The sequence below is a fragment of the Pseudaeromonas sp. HNCC25DJ180 genome, assembly GCF_055413345.1.
Map to the genome: position 1 here is coordinate 35,606 of NZ_JBVAYF010000021.1, position 17,942 is coordinate 53,547.

Below are 17,942 nucleotides of genomic sequence, written 5' to 3' on the forward strand. Positions count from 1 at the left end.
TTGTGGCAGGCAATTTGCTAATCCATGGTTAGTGCCATCGATAAGGTGCTTTTGTTGCAAGCATTGCACTGGCGAGTGCTATAAGTGAAAGGGATGGTCGTATTGGATATGGCAATACCCGCAGGGCTCTCTGTCATGATGCGGTGTGAATTATGCGACGATTACCCGTGACAGGCGGAGGGCGTGCTAAGTAAATCTATGATGAACCCGGGTTTTGGCTCAGGGGGACGATGCATGTGAATTCCCGCCTCGTTATGGCGGGGAAATCCAAGTATGGCAATGGGTTGACGGGGAAATGCTCTCCGTTCGGGCAGCACATTTGCTGCATACATTTTCAATTTTTCGAAATATAATGCGCTAGTTACGAGGTATTCTGGTTAGTCAATGGGCAGCGTGGCCGCAGGGACTAATTCAGGGGGCAAGTGATAAGCAGTTCGGGTACTGTATCAGCTGATCAGGCTTCCCCTCGATTTGCTGGGACACCACTACTAGGTAAGGAGACGCTCAATGTCATTTAACAAAGGATTCGTCGCCCTCTCGTTGGTGGCGGCAATGACCGTCGGCAGTGCGGCGGCTCAGGAAGAGAAGGTCCTGCACGTCTATAACTGGAGTGATTACATAGCCGAAGATACGGTCGCCAACTTCGAGAAGGAGACGGGGATCAAGGTGGTGTATGACGTGTTTGACAGCAACGAGGTGCTTGAGGCCAAGTTGTTGGCTGGCACGACCGGCTTCGATGTAGTGGTTCCCAGTTCAGACTTTTTAGCTCGCCAAATCCAGGCGGGTGTGTTCATGCCTTTGGACAAGAGCAAGTTGCCTAACCTGAGCAATATGGATCCGGATATCATGAAGCTGCTGCAGGATAAAGATCCTGATAATGCTCACTCCATCCCCTACTTGGGCGGCACCACTGGTATTGGTTTCAACCCCAAGAAGGTGGCCGAAGTCATGGGCCCTGATTTCAAAATGGATAGCTGGGATGCGGTGTTCAAGCCGGAAAATCTCTCCAAGCTGAGCAAGTGTGGTGTCTCCTTCCTGAATGCACCGACAGAAATCTTTGCCACCGTACTGCATTACACAGGCAAGGACTCTAACAGCACCAGTGCGGCCGACTACAAGGAAGCGGGCAAGCTGCTGAGTACCCTGCGCCCCTACATCACCTATTTCCACTCATCCCAGTACATCAATGATTTGGCCAATGGCGACATCTGTGTGGCGATTGGTTGGTCGGGTGACGTGATGCAGGCGAAGGCGCGTGCGGCCGAAGCCAATAACGGGGTCGTGGTCGATTATGTCATCCCGAAGGAAGGGGCATTGATATTCTATGACATGTTGGCGGTGCCGGCAGATAGCAAGCATCCGGAAAATGCCATGGCTTTCATCAATTACCTGATGAAGCCGGATGTGATCGCCAAGGTCTCCAACTTTGTTTCCTATGCCAGTGGCAATAAGGCGTCCATTCCTCTGGTGGATGCGGCCATTCGCAATAACCCCAATATCTATCCCACTGATGAGATGAAGCCGAAGATGTTTACCCTGAAGGTCTTGCCGCAGAAGGTAAATCGAGAACTCACACGGGAATGGACCAAGGTCAAAACCGGTAAGTAATTTCATTCTAACGGGGGCGCTAAGACGCCCCCGGATTCTTCAGGGAGAAAAATGGCTGTGGTAGATCAAGTCGACAAGCCTGCCAGTAGTGTGGCTGTTCAGCATGGGACTCCTTTGCTGGAGATCCGCAATGTCACCAAGAGTTTTGAAGGCGTCAATGCAGTTGATGACGTCACTCTGACGATCAATAAAGGGGAAATCTTTGCCCTGCTGGGAGCGTCGGGTTGCGGTAAGTCGACACTGTTGCGTCTGCTGGCTGGCTTTGAAAAGCCCACCAAGGGTAGCATCATACTGGATGGCCAGGACATGGCGGACATCCCGCCCTACAAGCGTCCAATTAACATGATGTTCCAATCCTACGCTCTCTTCCCGCATATGACGGTGGAGCAGAATATTGCCTTTGGTCTGAAGCAGGATGGCCTACCCAAAGCCGAGATCCAGGCTCGGGTGCATGAGATGCTTGGGCTGGTACACATGGAATCCTTCGCCCATCGCAAGCCCCATCAGCTCTCAGGGGGGCAGCGGCAACGTGTGGCCTTGGCGCGCTCCTTGGCTAAACGCCCCAAGTTATTGTTACTGGATGAGCCTATGGGGGCGCTCGATAAGAAACTGCGCGAGAAGATGCAGTTGGAAGTAGTCGATATCATAGAGCGGGTGGGGGTGACCTGTGTCATGGTGACCCATGATCAGGAAGAAGCCATGACTATGGCCGGGCGCATTGCCATCATGGATCGCGGGGAATTTGTCCAGATTGGTGGTCCAGAAGAGATCTATGAACACCCTAATTGCCGGTTAAGTGCCGAGTTTATCGGTTCGGTAAATATTTTTGAGGGTGTGCTGGCGGAAGGGGGGGCTGATTACATGGTGATCCGTTCCGACTCGCTGACTCATCCCATTCATGTTAATCACGGCGCCTCGGTGGCGGATGGTCTGCATCTGATGGTGGCTCTGCGCCCGGAGAAGATCTATTTCAGCAAGGAGATCCCGGTTGATCACTTCAACTATGACAAGGGCGTAGTGGAAAACATCGCCTACATGGGGGACATCTCCATCTACCACGTACGCCTACCCAGTGGTCAGATCGTCATAGCGACCCTGCCCAATGTTGACCGCTTTCGCAAGGGACAACCGACCTGGGGTGATGAGGTGATCCTGCACTGGGAACCGGATTCTTGCGTTGTGCTGACCATATAGGATGCAGATGATGAAAACGAAGTCCGTGGTGCGCAATCGACGGTGGGGTGGTCGTCATCTGGTGATCGCCTTTCCCTATGCTTGGATGGTGCTGTTTTTTCTGATCCCCTTTGCCATCATCTTAAAAATCAGTTTGGCGGAGACTCAGGTTGCCATCCCTCCCTATACGGCACTGGTCGCGTATGCAGAAGAAAAGTTGACCTTTATTTTTAATATTGGGAACTACCTCTATCTACTACAGGATGAGATGTATCTGGACTCTTACCTGCAGTCCTTGCGGGTGGCATCCATCTCGACCCTGCTCTGCCTGTTGATCGGCTATCCTATTGCCTGGTCCATCGCTCACTCCTCGCCCTCCATGCGCAACGTGTTGTTGATGCTGGTGGTGTTACCGAGCTGGACCTCTTTCTTGATCCGCGTTTATGCCTGGATTGGTATCTTAAAAAACAATGGCTTGTTGAATAACTTCTTGATTTATATTGGTATTATTGACCAGCCAATCCAGATGTTGCATACGGATATGGCTGTCTATATCGGCATTGTCTATGCCTATTTACCCTTCATGATACTGCCTCTGTATACCGCTCTGATGCGGATGGATTACTCCTTGATTGAGGCGGCTTCTGACCTGGGGGCTCGTCCTTGGAAGACCTTTCTGACCGTGCTGCTGCCCTTGACTAAGAGCGGCATAGTTGCAGGATCCATGCTGGTGTTCATTCCGGCTGTGGGTGAGTTTGTGATCCCGGAGCTGCTGGGCGGTCCTGACTCATTGCTGATTGGTCGCGTGTTATGGCAGGAATTTTTCAACAACCGGGATTGGCCAGTCGCCTCTGCCGTGGCTGTGGTCATGCTGACCATACTGATGGTGCCCATCATCTGGTTCTATCGTTATCAGCGCCGTGAAATGGAGGAGGGGAGAGCATGAGTACACCCATTCCACAGATAAAGTCCCCGTGGCGAACTCTGGCCTTGTTATTGGGGTTCAGTTTTTTATATGCCCCTATCCTGATCCTGGTCTTCTACTCGTTTAACGAGTCGCGCCTGGTCACGGTCTGGTCTGGATTCTCAATTAAATGGTACTTCGAGCTATTTCGTGACAAGCAGATGATGGATGGGGTCATGCTGTCGCTTTCCATCGGTGTGATGACGGCAACCATGGCCGTCATCATAGGCACCATGGCGGCGTTTGTACTGACCCGTGTTGGTAGCTTCAAGGGCGAGACGAGTTTTGCCTTTCTTATCACGGCGCCTATGGTGATGCCTGAGGTGATCACCGGTCTGGCCTTGTTACTGCTGTTTGTCTCGCTGTCAGACACTTTTGGTTGGCCTTCCCAACGGGGGGTGATGACCATCTGGATTGCTCATGTAACCTTTACTGCGGCCTATGTCACTGTGATTATACGTTCGCGTCTGCGGGAGCTGGATCAGTCCATCGAGGAGGCGGCCCAGGACTTGGGGGCGACACCTATCAAGGTGTTTTTCCTTATCACCCTGCCCTCAATCGCCCCGGCGATTGCCGCTGGCTGGTTGTTAGGGTTCACCTTGTCAGTGGACGATTTGGTGATCACCAGCTTTGTCTCTGGGCCGAATGCCACAACCTTGCCTATGGTGGTCTTCTCCAGTGTGCGTCTTGGCGTTAGCCCCAAGATTAACGCCTTGGCGACGCTGATCATTCTGGTGGTTTCGACGGCCACCTTTATCACCTGGTGGCTGATGGCCAAGGCTGAGCGGCGGCGTAAACAAGAGATGGCGATGGCCAGTTAGTTCTACAAGAGCAATGGAATTAAGGCGCCTAATGGCGCCTTAATTCCATAAGCAGAGTCTATTTACAGAGTAAACTCCACATCAATCCAATGAGATAGGAAAAATGGTTGCATTTGTGCGGCTATTTCTGTAGATTGCGCTCCGCAGACAACGGCGTGTAGCGCAGCTTGGTAGCGCACTTCGTTCGGGACGAAGGGGTCGGAGGTTCGAATCCTCTCACGCCGACCACTTTATAAAACAAAATGCCACTCCTAGGAGTGGCATTTTGTTTTTTACTTTCAACGTGTGTTGATAAAAATGCCGCTATCCTTAGCGGCGGCGTCGGTCATTTTTTAGAGCCATCAACAAAAATAACAGCAACAAGATGGCTGAGATGATGGGGCCATAATCGAGGTAAGCTTGCCCATGGCCTGAGACAAAAAATGCAAAGGGCAACCCTACTACGAGCAACAAGGTACTGGTGAGTAGAAAAAACATATTCCGAATGCACTGTTTTAGTGAAGATTGTTTTACTGGCTAGATTATAAAAATAAACTATGTGATATAAAACCTATTCTGACCATTTCATATAAAGATAATGAGCCTTTCCTCAAGAGCTAGCTAGGCTTGAGTTGGCCGCCACAGAGATGAGAGCATCATGCAGTTAACGCTGTTTACGGATTACGCGCTGAGAACCTTGATCTATTTGGCCCTGCAGCCGGAGAGAGAGCTGTCGACCATCACAGAGGTGGCCGAAAAATTTCAGATCTCTCGTAACCACGTGGTCAAGATCGTCCATCAGCTCGGGGTTAAGGGTTATATTGAGACTGTTAGAGGTAAACATGGTGGCATTCGTCTGGCCCATACGCCAGAGGCCATCAATTTGCGCGATGTGGTCTCGGACATGGAAAATGTCTCCTGTCTGCTGGATTGCCAACGCGAAAACTGTCTGTTGAGTAGCGGCTGTCGTTTCCAGGGAATACTGCGTAAGGCCATCCGCGCTTTCTTGGCGGTGTTGGGTGAGTTTACGCTGCGGGATTTGGTCAAGGATCCGGAGCGTATGTGCGGCTTATTGGCACTGGATGTCCCGGTCAACTACCAGTCAACAGAGACCAAAAGCGAGTAACATTTTTCGGTTCGCGCGGACTAAAGTGGCCACCCTAGGGTGGCCACTTGCGTTAGTTTTTCCAGAAGGAAGGGAAGAAGAGGACGGCGACGGTCAGTATCTCCAGGCGACCCAGCATCATGCCAAAGGAGAGCACCCATTTGGCGGCGTCGGGTAGTGAGGCGAAGTTGCTCAGGGGGCCAATCTGCGCCCCCAGGCCAGGACCTACGTTGCTAACGGCTGTGATGGCGCCACTGATGGCCGTCAGTGGGCTCAAGCCCAACAGACCTAGCAGGGCAGACAGGACTATGATGACGGTGATGTAGCTCAGCACGAATGCCACCAGCGAGCGGATGATGTTATCGGTGACCGGGCGGCCATTGTACTTCTGGGGAAAGACCCCTGAGGGGTGCATCAATTGCCGCGCCTGCTTGTGAAACAGGGTTGCGGCTATCTGGATGCGGAAGATTTTCAGTCCACCGGCAGTGGAGCCGGAGCAGGCGCCAACCAGCAGTAAAAAGACAAACAGTACCGTGGTAAAGGGGGTCCAGACACCAAAGTCAGTCAGGCCATAGCCCGTGGTCGTCAGCACTGAGACTATGTTAAACATGCTGATGCGGATGGCGTCAGGTAGGCTGAACACGCCTTGATGCCAGATCCAGAGGCTCATCATGCTGGTGACGATGAGCACTAGCCAGAAGAAACCGCGCACCTGAGCATCCCGTAGCAGGACCGGTTGGCGGCGGCGCAGGCTCTGGACATACAGCAGGAAGGGCAGTCCGCCCAAAAACATGAAGGTCGTCGCCACCCAGTGTGCCGAGGACGAGAAGTGCGCCATCGAGGCATCGGAAGTGGAGAAGCCCCCCGTGCTGAGCGTGGTCATGGCATGGTTTATCGCCTCAAACAGTGTCATGCCGGAGAGCCAATAGCTGATGCAGCAGAGTGTACTCAGCACCAGATAAACCAACACTATGTTCTTGGCCACATTGGTGGCGCGCGGCGAATCCTTATCTGATTTGTCGGAGGATTCCGTCTGGAAGAGTTTCATGCCGCCTACGTTTAGCGCGGGTAGGACGGCCACGGCCAAGACGATGAAACCGATGCCGCCCAACCATTGCAGCAGTGAGCGCCAGAGCAGAATGCTGGGGGCCATGGTGTCCAGCCCGGATAAGACGGTAGAGCCGGTGGTGGTGACCCCCGACATGGTCTCGAAATAGGCATCGGTAAAGCTGATTTGATTGATAAAGACAAAGGGCAGGGCGCCAAACACACAGGTCACGGCCCACACAGCACTGGTGAGCACAAACATGTCCCGCACGCCGAGGCGAAATTTGGATTTATGGCCCCAGTGTAGACAGAGAAAGGCGGCAATGTGAGTGATGATGGCCGCCGCCAAAAACTCTGCCAAACCTGAGGTGCCGGTGAAAAAGGCCAGCAGGGTCGGCAGCCACATGAAGAGTGCCAGTTTGGAGAGGGTCAGGCCCAGGGTGAAGGTGATAGGTTTTAGATTAATCATGTCATCACATCATAAGAAGAAGGGACTGGGCTGGAACAGACGCTCCACCTCTTGGATGTGCTTCTTGTCCACGAGGAACATCACCACATGATCATCCTGGTGGATGACAGTCGTGTCGTGGGCTATCAGCACATCATCGCCGCGCACTATGGCACCTATGGTGGTACCTGGTGGTAGTTTTAATTCACCAATGGTCCGGCCCACCACCTTGGAGGTGCTTTCATCACCATGGGCAATGGCCTCAATGGCCTCGGCGGCGCCACGGCGCAGGGAGTAAACATTAGCGATATCGGCGCGACGGACATGGGTGAGCAGAGCGGAGATGGTGGCTTGCTGAGGGGAGATAGCTATATCGATGGCTCCGCCTTGTACCAGATCGACATAGGCTGCACGTTGGATCAGCACTATGGCTTTCCGGGCGCCTAGCTTTTTGGCCAGCATGGCCGACATGATGTTGGCCTCATCTTCGTTGGTGACGGCGATGAAGACATCAATCTGGTCAATATGTTCTTCTTGCAGCAGTTCCTGATTGGCAGAGTCGCCACAGAAGACGATGGTTTCATCCAACTGTTCAGAGAGCTGCTCGGCCCGATCCGGGTTGCGTTCAATCAGTTTGACGCTGTAACGTTTCTCCAGTTGCTTGGCAAGGCCGGCCCCGACATTGCCCCCGCCCACTATCATGATGCGGCGATAGGGATTTTCCAGGCGCTGCAGCTCTGACATCACGGCCCGAATGTGGCCGGCGGCGGCGACAAAGAAGATCTCGTCCCCGGCTTCGATGATGGTGGTCCCTTGGGGCCGAATGGTCTTGCCCTGGCGAAAGATGGCGGCCACTCGGGTCTCGATGTTGGGCATGTGCTCCTTGAGGGTGGCCAGAGCGTTACCGACCAGAGGCCCACCATAATAGGCCTTGACCGCCACCAACCCCACTCGACCGCCGGCGAAATCGGCGACCTGCAAGGCCCCCGGGTACTCAACCAGCCGGCGAATATAGTCGGTGACCAGTTGTTCAGGGGAGATGATGTGGTCAACTTTCAAGCCTTCATCGCCAAACAGGTTTTCTCGCTCCGAGAGATAAGCCTGGGAGCGGATCCGAGCAACCTTGTTGGGGACGTTAAACAGGGAGGCGGCCACCTGACAGGCGACCATGTTGGTTTCATCACTGTTGGTCACGGCGACCAGCATATCCGCGTCATCTGCGCCGGCTTCACGCAGGATCCGCGGGTGAGATGCGGGCCCGCAGATGACGCGCAAGTCGTATTTATCCTGCAGCTCACGCAGTCTTTCAATATTTTGATCGACTAGGGTGATCTCATTGTTCTCCCCCACCAGATTTTCCGCCAGGGTTCCGCCGACCTGACCTGCGCCAAGAATGATGATTTTCATAGGGTGCTCACTGCTTGATTAGTTTGGCGTAGAAAAAGCCGTCCATATTATTATCGCCTGGTAGCAGTTGCCAGCCGGGCTGTTCTCGGGTTTCTCCTGCCACTATGGCTTGCCATTGTGCATCGGGGTGGCTAGCCAGAAAGCGCTGGATCTGCTCCCGATTTTCATCCGGCAAGACTGAGCAAGTGGCATACAGCAGGGTACCGCCCGGTTTCAGCTTGTGCCAGAGCGCTTCGAGGATTTTTGCCTGTAACTTGACCAGCTCGCCAATGTCCTCGGGTCTGCGCAACCATTTGATATCGGGATGGCGGCGTATTACGCCGGTTGCCGAGCAGGGGGCATCCAGCAGGATGCGGTCAAACAGGGGCCCCTGCCACCACTCATCCGGGGTGCTGGCATCGCCGTGAATAACTTGGGCCTGGAGTCCCAGACGTTCCAGGTTTTCATGGATCCGGCTCAGGCGAGTGGCATCCGCATCGACGGCAACTAGTCCCGCCAGCTGGGGCTGACGTTCCAGCAGATGGGCGCTTTTGCCTCCTGGTGCCGCGCAAGCATCCAGGATCCACTCCCCGGCCTGCGGGTCCAGGAGTTGAGCGGCCTGCTGGGCCGCACCGTCCTGTACCGAGCAATCACCTGCGGCAAAGCCTGGCAATAGCTGTACATCGCAGGGGGTGCTCAACAGTATGCCTTGGGGGGCCAGATCCTGCGGCTGACTCTCGATGCCTGCGGCGCTCAGGCGAGCCAGATAATTATCACGCTGCTGATGGCGGCCATTAACCCGCAGCCACATGGGCGGGCGCTGATTATTTTGCTCGGCAATCTGTTGCCAGTTAGTTGGATAGGCTTGTTGCAGCTTTTTCAGCAACCATCCAGGATGGGCATAACGGGCCTGCTCTGTGCTGTCTACCTCACTCTCCAGTGTCTCCTGGTTGCGTTGTACATTACGCAGTACACCATTGAGGAGGCCTCGGAAACTCTCGCCCTTGAGCAGGCGGCATGCATTCACGGTTTCGGAGAGGGCGGCGTGGGCGGGGATCCGGGTATAAAGCAGCTGGTAGAGGCCGATCAGCAACAGATAATGGAGAGGACGCTGCTTGCCCTTGAGCGGTTTACTCATCAAACGTCCGGCAATGCTCTCCAAGCGCGAGAGCCAGCGCAGGGAGCCAAAACAGAGTTCCTGAAGTAGGGCGCGATCTTTGGGGGCAACGTGTTGTTGAGCTAGCGGCAGGACTGAAGAGAGAGATTGACCTTGCTCCACCACCTGAAAGAGCACTTGGGCGGCATTGGCACGAGTTTTCATGAAAAGCTTCCTGATATAACCGGGCTTAAGCCCGGTTGGCTTATCGGAGTTGTTGGCCTGGCATAAACCAGTCACGGCGTGAGTTCAGTAGTTCATGGGCTTGCATGGGCTTCTTGCCCGCTGGCTGCAGCGTCAACAGGCGCAGAATGCCATCGCCGGTAGCGACATCAATTCCGTCCCGAGTCGCCTGGAGTATGGTGCCTGGTGCTTGCCCTGCCGATAAGGGTAAGACACGGGCCTGCCATACCTTGATCGTCTGTTGCTCGACGTCGAAGTAGCTGACGGGCCAGGGATTAAAGGCCCGGATACAGCGTTCCAGTTGAGCTGCGGGAAGGTGCCACGCCAGGCGAGCCTCCTCCTTGCTCAATTTTTGGGCATAGTTGGCGGCGCTATTATCTTGTGGTGTCGCTTCAGCCTTGTCTTCTGCTATGGCGCGTACGGTTGTCAGCAGGGCGGAGGGGCCCAGTTGTGCCAGCTTGGCATACAGGCTGGCCGAGGTCTCTTCGCTGGTGATCGGACATGCGACTTTGTGTAGCATGGCGCCTGTGTCCAGCCCTTCATCCATCTGCATTATGGTGACGCCGGTTTCGGCATCACCAGCCCAGATCGCGCGCTGGATGGGGGCGGCGCCACGCCAACGAGGCAGCAAAGAGCCATGTACGTTGATGCAGCCCAGACGTGGCGTATCCAGCACCACTTTTGGCAGGATCAAGCCGTAGGCCACCACTATCATCAAGTCCGCGCCTAATTCAGCCAACTGTTGTTGGGGGGCGGTCTGACGCAGGGATTCTGGTTGTAGAACGGCCAGGTTATGCTGTGCGGCCAGGCTCTTGACTGGGCTGGCGCAAAGCTTATTGCCCCGTCCCGCCGGGCGATCGGGCTGGGTATAGACAGCCACCACGTTGAGCTTGGCGTCTAGCAGGGCTTGCAGGTGCTGCGCTGCAAAATCGGGAGTACCGGCAAAAATAATTTTCAGATCTTGCAATCCACACCTCAGAGGTTGTTACCACGTTCCAGCTTGTCCATTCGTTGCATCTTCTGTTTGATACGCTGGCGCTTCAGGGGGGAGAGATAATCGACAAATAGCTTGCCCACCAGATGGTCCATCTCATGCTGAATGCAGATGGCCAGCAGACCATCGGTTTCCAGCTCAAAGGTGTTACCTTGTAGATCCTGGGCTGTAATTTTGACTCGTTCGGCTCTTTGTACAAGAGCTCGGCACTCGGGGACGGAGAGACACCCCTCTTCGATGCCGGTGCTGCCTTCTTTCTCCAGCATGACTGGATTGATAAGAACGAGGCGCTCGTTTCGATCATCTGAGAGATCAATGACTATAATTCGTTTATGAATGTTGACTTGTGTCGCAGCAAGACCAATTCCCTCTTCTGCATACATGGTTTCAAACATATCATCAACGATAGTGTTTAGTCTGGCATCGAATGAGCCTACATCAGCTGCTATAGTACGCAGACGTTCGTCGGGGAAACGCAAAACTTCTAAAACCGCCATAGATTCGCTTTATCTTGATATTGTGAGTCGGTGGATATAGGCGTAATTCTAGACATTTACGCGGCTAATTAACAGTTACAAGGGCGGATACAAGCAAGGATGGCTATGAGATATCGTCAATTAGGGCTTTTCTTCGCTGGCTTGATGCTAGCAGTGAGTGCAGTTGCAGACGTGTTGCAACTCAAGGAGGGGTATCCCGAGACCTATGTGGTCAAGAAGGGGGATACCCTATGGGATATCTCGGGTCATTTTCTAAAGAGTCCGTGGCTCTGGCCGCGCCTGTGGCAGGTTAACCCCCAGGTACGGGACCCCCACTGGATCTACCCAGGGGATGTACTTAATCTGGTTTGGATCAATGGTGAGCCGCGTTTGGTGCAGAAGCACATGGTCAAGTTGTCACCCACTGTACGGATGTCGCCTAAAGTGGATCCGGTGCCGACTCTGCCGCTTTCCCGAATTGCGCCTTTCTTGACCGCTTACCACATCTTCAGCGCCGAGAGTGACATGAAGCTGTTGCCCTACATAGTGGGTAACAACTCCAATGCCATTGGCCTGTTGGAGAAGGCCGACTTTTTCGTGCGCGGTTCCCTGCAGGAGGGGCGACAGTACGGCATCTATCGTCCAGGGCAAATCCTGAAGGATAAAGTGACTGGCGAAGCATTGGGGCGTGAGGCAACCCTGACCGGTATAGCGTTGGCTGGTGCCAAGCAGGAGGGAGGATTGACAGCCGCTGTGTTGTTGAAAAACAAACAGGATGTGCAGCAGGGCGATCGGCTTATTTTGATGCCGGAGCAGGAGAATCTGGATGCCTACTTCACCCTGCAAGCCGGGCAGATCAGCAAGCCAGGTTACATCATCGAGATCCCGTCCAAGGTCTCCATAGTGGGCAAATACGATGTGGTGACCCTGAACAAGGGCCGTCGTGATGGTGTGAGTTCGGGCAATGTCTTCTCCATCTACCGTCCTGGTGCGGAAGTCACGGAGCGTAGCGCCGATGATCTTGCCTACAAGCTGTTTAGCCCGGTGGGGAAAAAACTGTTTGATGGTGAGGGAACCCATCTGCCTGAACAGTTAGTGGGGCAGCTGATGGTCTTTAAGGTCTATGACAAAACGAGCATGGCTATGATACTTAAGACCAATGACACGGTTCGTAAAGGGAATCTGATAGGGAATCCCTGATCATGATGGCCGGGGCCAAAGCTGAACTGACCGCCTGGTTAAGTTTGGATGCGGTGCCCGGCCTGGGCCCAATCAAGGCTGGCCGTCTGCTTGCTCGCCATTCTGCTAAATCACTCTGCAAACTCTCCTCTTTGGAACTCAGTGCCTTGGGCTTCTCTTCTGCCCAAGCCGGTGCACTGCACTTTCCTGATAGCAAACAGCTAGATACGGTATGGCGCTGGCTCGACGGGCCGAATCGACATCTGCTGACTTGTGTTGACCCGGTTTATCCAGAGGGGCTGCGCGAGATCCCTGCGGCCCCCATACTGCTCTTTGTTGAGGGGGAGCCTGCTGTTTTGCAACGAGCACAGATTGCCATGGTTGGGACTCGCCATCCTTCACCAGGCGGTTGTGCCACGGCCGCCATGCTGGCGAAAGATCTGGTTGATGCGGGTATGGTCATTACCTCGGGCCTGGCACTCGGTATCGATGGAGTGTGTCATCAGGCCGCCCTCAAGGCCGGAGGGCGTACCATAGCTGTTTTGGGCTCGGGTCTGGCCTGCTGTTATCCCCGTCGGCACCAGGCTCTGGCGCAACAAATAGTGGCAGCGGGTGGGGCGCTGGTCTCCGAACTGTGGCCAGATGTGGCGCCCAGGGCGGAGAACTTTCCCAGGCGCAACCGGATCATCAGTGGGCTGTCGTTGGGGACTGTGGTGGTGGAGGCCGCCCAGCAGAGTGGTTCTCTCATTACCGCCCGTTATGCCCTGGAGCAGGGGCGGGAGGTCTTTGCCGTTCCGGGGGCGATTCAGAATCCTCATGCAGCTGGTTGCCATCATTTAATTCAGCAAGGGGCAAAACTTGTCTGCAGTGCTGCCGATATACTAGAAGAGGTTGATGTTCATCTTGGGGCGGGAGAGAGCCGAGTTCATCCATCTCTTTTAGCTTATGGGGGTTTGCCAAGTTCAGCATTGTTGGATAACGTAGGGTATGAGGCCACTGCGGTTGATGTTATCGTGCAGCAGAGTGGCCAGCCCGTGGATGCTGTGTTGTGTGAGCTGCTTGAGCTGGAAATGGCGGGTTGGATTACCTCCGTTCCCGGCGGTTATGTGAGGACGAGGAGGGACTGACGATGTTTGATGTACTGATGTACCTGTTCGAAACTTATGTCCAGAGTGATGCTGACCTGATGGTGGATCAGGATGAGCTGACCGAGGAGCTGACGCGAGCCGGATTTCACCAAGATGAAATCTACAAGGCTCTTGATTGGCTCGAGCATCTGGCCGTGTTGCATGATGATGAGCGTGCCTCGCGTGCCCTCTGTGCGCCAGATTCGTTCCGGATCTACGCGCCAGTTGAGATGAATAAACTCAGCAGCGAGTGTCGGGGTTTTCTGCTGTTCTTGGAGCAGATCCGCGTCCTGAGCAGCGAGACTCGGGAGATTGTCATCGAGCGGTTGATGGACTTGGATAATCCAGAGATTGAGCTGGATGATCTCAAGTGGGTGGTGTTGATGGTGCTCTTCAATGTGCCGGGCAATGAGAACGCCTGTCATCAAATGGAGGAGTTGCTGTTTGACGAGCCAGAAGGGCTCATTCACTGACAGGGACATGGCTCGCTGCTACAATTGCCATCCATGATGGGAGGCGAGCATGTCCAAGATAGACCCAACACTCTTTTCTGCCCATGCGCATGCTCTCGAGCGCGAGTATCATCAGTGCCCCGAGTGTGGAGCTGAATTGGTCGTGCGACATGGTAAGTCGGGGCCCTTTTTAGGGTGTTCCGGCTATCCAACTTGTCAATATATCCGCTCCTTGTCTCAACCTAGTGTGGCTATCGAAAAGGTGCTAACTGGTTCCAGTTGCCCCGCTTGTGGCCATGAGCTGGCCATTAAAAAAGGCCGCTATGGTCTGTTCATCGGTTGTACCCACTTTCCGACTTGTCTACACATCGAGTCTCAGGATGATATGGCTGCCATGCCTCTTGAGGTGCCTTGCCCATCTTGTGGGGGGGGGAACTTGGTTGGCCGCACGTCCCGTCACGGTAAACTTTTCTACGCCTGTGATGCATTCCCTCGCTGCAAGTATGTGGTCAATGAGCCGCCTGTGGCTCGGCCATGTCCGGAGTGCGGCTGGGGTATCCTGGTTGAGAAATCGACTCGTCAGGGGAAGAAACTGAGCTGTCCGCAAAAGTTGTGCCATTATCAAACTGACATATAATGCCGCTGCTATATCACCTTTACCCAACCATGTAGAGAGAGAAGGAAACCTCACCATGCCAAAACCGTTTGTTGCCATTCTGATGGGTTCAGATTCAGACTTCCCGGTCATGCAATCCACACTGGACGTCCTCCGCTCCTTTGATATCTCATGCGAGGTAAAAGTAACCTCGGCTCATCGCACTCCCGCAGCGACTCATGCCTATGTTACCGATGCTGAAGCTCGTGGCTGTAAGGTCTTCATCTGTGCTGCCGGCTTGGCTGCTCACCTGGCAGGTGCCGTGGCCGGGATCACCACCCGTCCGGTTATTGGTGTGCCGATCGATGGTGGTCCGCTGAAGGGAATGGATGCCCTGCTCTCGACTGTACAGATGCCGGGTGGCGTACCCGTGGCTACGGTAGCCATAGGTAAAGCGGGTGCAAAAAATGCCGGTTATCTCGCAGCCCAGATACTGGCTGTAGCTGACGATGAGTTAGCCGAGAAGGTGCGTAGCGAGCGGCAGAAGTGTGCCGAAGAAGTGATGGCCAAAGATGCCGCGCTGCAGGCACAATTAAAGTAAGAGCCTACCTGCCCGCGTAGGCCGGGCAGGTTCCACTCCCCAGATTCTGTGATAAACATGAGCACCAACCCCTTCCATGATGCGTTATGCCATCTACAGCATGGTGATGTGATTGCCTACGCAACTGAGGCTGTTTTTGGCCTAGGCTGTGACCCGGATAATCTTCAAGCAGTGACTAAGTTACTAGCCATCAAGAATAGACCGATAGAGAAGGGATTGATCCTGGTTGCGGCAAGCTGGGAGCAGTTGCTTCCTTATATTGCCGTGGACAGCATACCCGCAGCGTGTTTGGCAAAGGCACAAGCTAGTTGGCCCGGCCCTTATACTTGGGTCATGCCTGCGGATCCTTCGACCCCGTCTTGGTTGACTGGACAGTTTGACTCTTTGGCGGTTCGTGTTTCATCACATCCGCAAGTTCAGCAGCTATGCCGGGCGTTTGGCAAGCCGCTAGTTTCCACCAGCGCTAACTTGAGTGGCATGCCGCCGTGCCGCACCGCAGCTGAGGTTGCGCTGCAGTTGGCTGGTAAGGTGGACTATATTCTGCATGGCGTCGTAGGGGGGGCAACTAACCCTTCGACTATTCTGGATGTGTTAACGGGTCATGTTTTTCGACCCGCTTAAGGATCTGTGCAGGACTTGTTCCGTCCCAAGATAAAGCGTTAAATCGAGTCATCTACAGATTTTAATAGGATGTAACATGGATCGTTATGCCGTTTTTGGTAATCCGATATCCCATAGTAAATCCCCTTTCATCCACACCCTGTTTGCTAGGCAGACTCAGCAAGAGCTCAGTTATGAGCGTATTGAGGCGCCGCTCGATGGTTTCACCGAGGCTGTGCAATGCTTTTTTGCGCAGGGGGGGAGAGGTTGTAATGTTACTGTCCCATTTAAGGAGGAGGCGTTCCGGCTGGCCACGCAACTCTCGGCGCGAGCCAAGTTGGCTGGCGCTGTGAATACCTTAAAGCTCACCGATGATGGCCTATTGCTAGGCGATAACACGGATGGCGCTGGCTTGGTGCAGGATCTGAAATTTCATCAGGTCAACTTATCTGGTGCGCGCATCTTGTTACTGGGTGCAGGCGGTGCTGCGCGAGGTGCTCTGGGGCCCCTATTGGCCGAGCAGCCTCACTCTCTGGTGATCGCCAATCGTACTGTCGAAAAGGCTATAGCTTTGGCTGAGCTATTTGGTGGGCATGGAAAGATCACCGCCGCTACTTTTGCCGAATTAACCGGCCCCTTTGATCTCATCATCAATTCGACTTCCGCCAGTCTTGCTGGGGAGCTCCCCGCTATCTCGCCAGCGCTGATCCACCCGACGATAGCAGTCTACGACATGATGTACGGAGCGACTGACACGGCTTTTAACCACTGGTCCCGGGTTCATGGTGCCGGACAGGTGATCGATGGTCTGGGTATGTTGGTGGCGCAGGCCGCAGAGAGTTTTGCTATTTGGCGAGGCATTCGTCCTGGTACCAGACAGGTGATCAGTGAGATGCGACGCAACATGGGGGTGCTATGAATCAGTCAATTCTGTTCAATGACGATGTGGCATGGCAGGAGCAAGAGCAGCGCTTGGTATTTTCCGCCCAGGCTTACGGTGCAACCGTGACCTGCTATCTGAGTCGTCACCGCCTTGAACTGGTGAGTGGACTGGATCTACCACGCCCTGCCGATCTGCTATTTACTTTTGAGAGTGTGCGTTTTGATATTGAAGAGTTGGCCGAAGTGAAGATAGGGGCGCAAGAATTTGCCGAAGATGGTGCAATTTATCTGGATTGAAGATACGAGCTGCCAATCATGGCAGCTCGTCAATGAATTCGTCTTTCAAGCGCACATAATTACCTGCTGAACGCAACAGCGAGCTTTTTTCCTCCGGGCTGAGAGCTCTATGCTGGCGAACGGGGTTCCCCATATAGAGGTAGCCGGAAAGCAGATGTTTCCCAGGGGGCACCAGAGTCCCTGCTGCAATCAGCACATCATCCTCCACAATGGCACCATCCAATATAATGGCTCCCATCCCAACCAGCACGCGATTACCGATCTGACAGCCATGCAGCATGGCCTTATGACCAATGGTGACATCAGCGCCAATGAGTAGCGGATGTCCATCCGGTTGCTGTTCACTTTGACGAGTGACGTGTAGCACGGCGCCATCCTGTACATTACTGCGCGGGCCTATGGTGATGTAATTGACATCTCCGCGGATTATGGTGCCGGGCCAGATACCCACATCATCAGCCAATGCCACTCTTCCTATTACGCAAGCGGCTTCATCTATATAGACGCGGGAAGATAATGAAGGGGAATAACCTTTATATGAACGAATATTGCGCATCTTGATCCTCCTAAAAGCCATGGAATTATACGGCAAGCCCAGCAATTCGGCATGGTTTTGTGGGTTTGCTGTGGATAAGCTGTTGCTTAATATGAATAAGATATTAATTAGAGTTTTTCAGTGAAAAGCTCTTGCGCTCGGAATCGAACTCCCTATAATGCCGCCTCGTTGACACGGCAAAGCAGGCACTCCACGGAGTAGCAGCAAGCGGTGTTAACCGGGCCGAAACGCCCCGGAGCGAGTGCAGTAAAATGTGCTTGACTCTGAAGCTGGGAAGCGTAAGATGCGCATCCCACGGCAGCAAGGCTGCCAT

Annotated in this window: 19 protein-coding genes and 1 tRNA gene; 14 read left to right on the forward strand and 6 right to left on the reverse strand. The window is 54.0% G+C overall.

Annotated elements, in window-relative coordinates:
- Positions 1-507: 507 nt before the first annotated feature.
- The 6 genes from ACZYTD_RS16385 (at position 508) to ACZYTD_RS16410 (ending at position 5,671) form a co-directional block, all read left to right on the forward strand.
- Positions 508-1,608 (forward strand): extracellular solute-binding protein, encoded by a 1,101-nt coding sequence (locus tag ACZYTD_RS16385; RefSeq protein ID WP_463893658.1) that lies wholly within the window; start codon positions 508-510, stop codon positions 1,606-1,608.
- 51 nt (positions 1,609-1,659) lie between these two features.
- A complete protein-coding gene (gene potG / locus ACZYTD_RS16390) occupies positions 1,660-2,802 on the forward strand; it encodes a putrescine ABC transporter ATP-binding subunit PotG (protein WP_463893660.1) in 1,143 nt (380 codons plus the stop codon).
- 7 nt (positions 2,803-2,809) lie between these two features.
- Positions 2,810-3,727: a putrescine ABC transporter permease PotH gene (gene potH, locus ACZYTD_RS16395; protein ID WP_463893661.1), complete on the forward strand. Its 918-nt coding sequence runs from the start codon at positions 2,810-2,812 to the stop codon at positions 3,725-3,727.
- Positions 3,724-4,566, forward strand: coding sequence for an ABC transporter permease subunit (locus ACZYTD_RS16400; RefSeq protein ID WP_463893662.1), 843 nt, complete (start codon positions 3,724-3,726; stop codon positions 4,564-4,566). The genes potH and ACZYTD_RS16400 overlap by 4 nt, the downstream gene beginning before the upstream one ends.
- A gap of 151 nt (positions 4,567-4,717) precedes the next feature.
- Positions 4,718-4,794, forward strand: a tRNA-Pro gene (locus tag ACZYTD_RS16405).
- 409 nt (positions 4,795-5,203) lie between these two features.
- Positions 5,204-5,671, forward strand: coding sequence for an Rrf2 family transcriptional regulator (locus ACZYTD_RS16410; RefSeq protein ID WP_463893664.1), 468 nt, complete (start codon positions 5,204-5,206; stop codon positions 5,669-5,671).
- A gap of 52 nt (positions 5,672-5,723) precedes the next feature.
- Here the strand turns inward: ACZYTD_RS16410 and ACZYTD_RS16415 are convergent, their stop codons facing one another.
- The 5 genes from ACZYTD_RS16415 to def are packed head-to-tail and all read right to left on the reverse strand — an operon-like array spanning position 5,724 to position 11,361.
- Positions 5,724-7,166, reverse strand: a complete 1,443-nt coding sequence (locus ACZYTD_RS16415) for a TrkH family potassium uptake protein (protein WP_463893665.1) — start codon at positions 7,164-7,166, stop codon at positions 5,724-5,726.
- Positions 7,167-7,175: 9 nt separating this feature from the next.
- The gene (gene trkA / locus ACZYTD_RS16420; RefSeq protein WP_463893667.1) at positions 7,176-8,552 is read right to left on the reverse strand and encodes a Trk system potassium transporter TrkA; all 1,377 of its coding nucleotides are present in this window, start codon (positions 8,550-8,552) and stop codon (positions 7,176-7,178) included.
- 7 nt (positions 8,553-8,559) lie between these two features.
- A complete protein-coding gene (rsmB, locus tag ACZYTD_RS16425; protein ID WP_463893669.1) occupies positions 8,560-9,852 on the reverse strand; it encodes a 16S rRNA (cytosine(967)-C(5))-methyltransferase RsmB in 1,293 nt (430 codons plus the stop codon).
- A 40-nt stretch (positions 9,853-9,892) separates the two neighbouring features.
- Positions 9,893-10,837, reverse strand: coding sequence for a methionyl-tRNA formyltransferase (gene fmt, locus ACZYTD_RS16430; RefSeq protein ID WP_463893670.1), 945 nt, complete (start codon positions 10,835-10,837; stop codon positions 9,893-9,895).
- Between the two features lie 8 nt (positions 10,838-10,845).
- The gene (gene def / locus ACZYTD_RS16435) at positions 10,846-11,361 is read right to left on the reverse strand and encodes a peptide deformylase (RefSeq protein WP_463893671.1); all 516 of its coding nucleotides are present in this window, start codon (positions 11,359-11,361) and stop codon (positions 10,846-10,848) included.
- A 144-nt stretch (positions 11,362-11,505) separates the two neighbouring features.
- Between def and ACZYTD_RS16440 the strand changes: the two genes are divergently transcribed.
- The 8 genes from ACZYTD_RS16440 (at position 11,506) to ACZYTD_RS16475 (ending at position 17,073) form a co-directional block, all read left to right on the forward strand.
- Complete coding sequence (locus ACZYTD_RS16440; RefSeq protein ID WP_463893690.1) at positions 11,506-12,540, forward strand: LysM peptidoglycan-binding domain-containing protein; 1,035 nt, start codon at positions 11,506-11,508, stop codon at positions 12,538-12,540.
- Between the two features lie 5 nt (positions 12,541-12,545).
- Complete coding sequence (dprA, locus tag ACZYTD_RS16445; RefSeq protein WP_463893692.1) at positions 12,546-13,646, forward strand: DNA-processing protein DprA; 1,101 nt, start codon at positions 12,546-12,548, stop codon at positions 13,644-13,646.
- Positions 13,647-13,648: 2 nt separating this feature from the next.
- The gene (locus ACZYTD_RS16450; protein WP_463893673.1) at positions 13,649-14,119 is read left to right on the forward strand and encodes a DUF494 family protein; all 471 of its coding nucleotides are present in this window, start codon (positions 13,649-13,651) and stop codon (positions 14,117-14,119) included.
- A gap of 49 nt (positions 14,120-14,168) precedes the next feature.
- Positions 14,169-14,735, forward strand: a complete 567-nt coding sequence (locus ACZYTD_RS16455; RefSeq protein WP_463893675.1) for a DNA topoisomerase family protein — start codon at positions 14,169-14,171, stop codon at positions 14,733-14,735.
- Positions 14,736-14,790: 55 nt separating this feature from the next.
- Positions 14,791-15,294 (forward strand): 5-(carboxyamino)imidazole ribonucleotide mutase, encoded by a 504-nt coding sequence (gene purE, locus ACZYTD_RS16460; protein ID WP_463893676.1) that lies wholly within the window; start codon positions 14,791-14,793, stop codon positions 15,292-15,294.
- Between the two features lie 57 nt (positions 15,295-15,351).
- Positions 15,352-15,915: an L-threonylcarbamoyladenylate synthase type 1 TsaC gene (tsaC, locus tag ACZYTD_RS16465; RefSeq protein ID WP_463893678.1), complete on the forward strand. Its 564-nt coding sequence runs from the start codon at positions 15,352-15,354 to the stop codon at positions 15,913-15,915.
- A 76-nt stretch (positions 15,916-15,991) separates the two neighbouring features.
- The gene (gene aroE, locus ACZYTD_RS16470) at positions 15,992-16,813 is read left to right on the forward strand and encodes a shikimate dehydrogenase (protein ID WP_463893680.1); all 822 of its coding nucleotides are present in this window, start codon (positions 15,992-15,994) and stop codon (positions 16,811-16,813) included.
- Positions 16,810-17,073, forward strand: coding sequence for a DUF1488 family protein (locus ACZYTD_RS16475; protein WP_463893682.1), 264 nt, complete (start codon positions 16,810-16,812; stop codon positions 17,071-17,073). The genes aroE and ACZYTD_RS16475 overlap by 4 nt, the downstream gene beginning before the upstream one ends.
- Before the next feature lie 16 nt (positions 17,074-17,089).
- On the opposite strand, the gene ACZYTD_RS16480 is transcribed toward ACZYTD_RS16475, so the two are convergent.
- Positions 17,090-17,629 (reverse strand): gamma carbonic anhydrase family protein, encoded by a 540-nt coding sequence (locus ACZYTD_RS16480; protein ID WP_463893684.1) that lies wholly within the window; start codon positions 17,627-17,629, stop codon positions 17,090-17,092.
- Positions 17,630-17,942 lie beyond the last annotated feature (313 nt).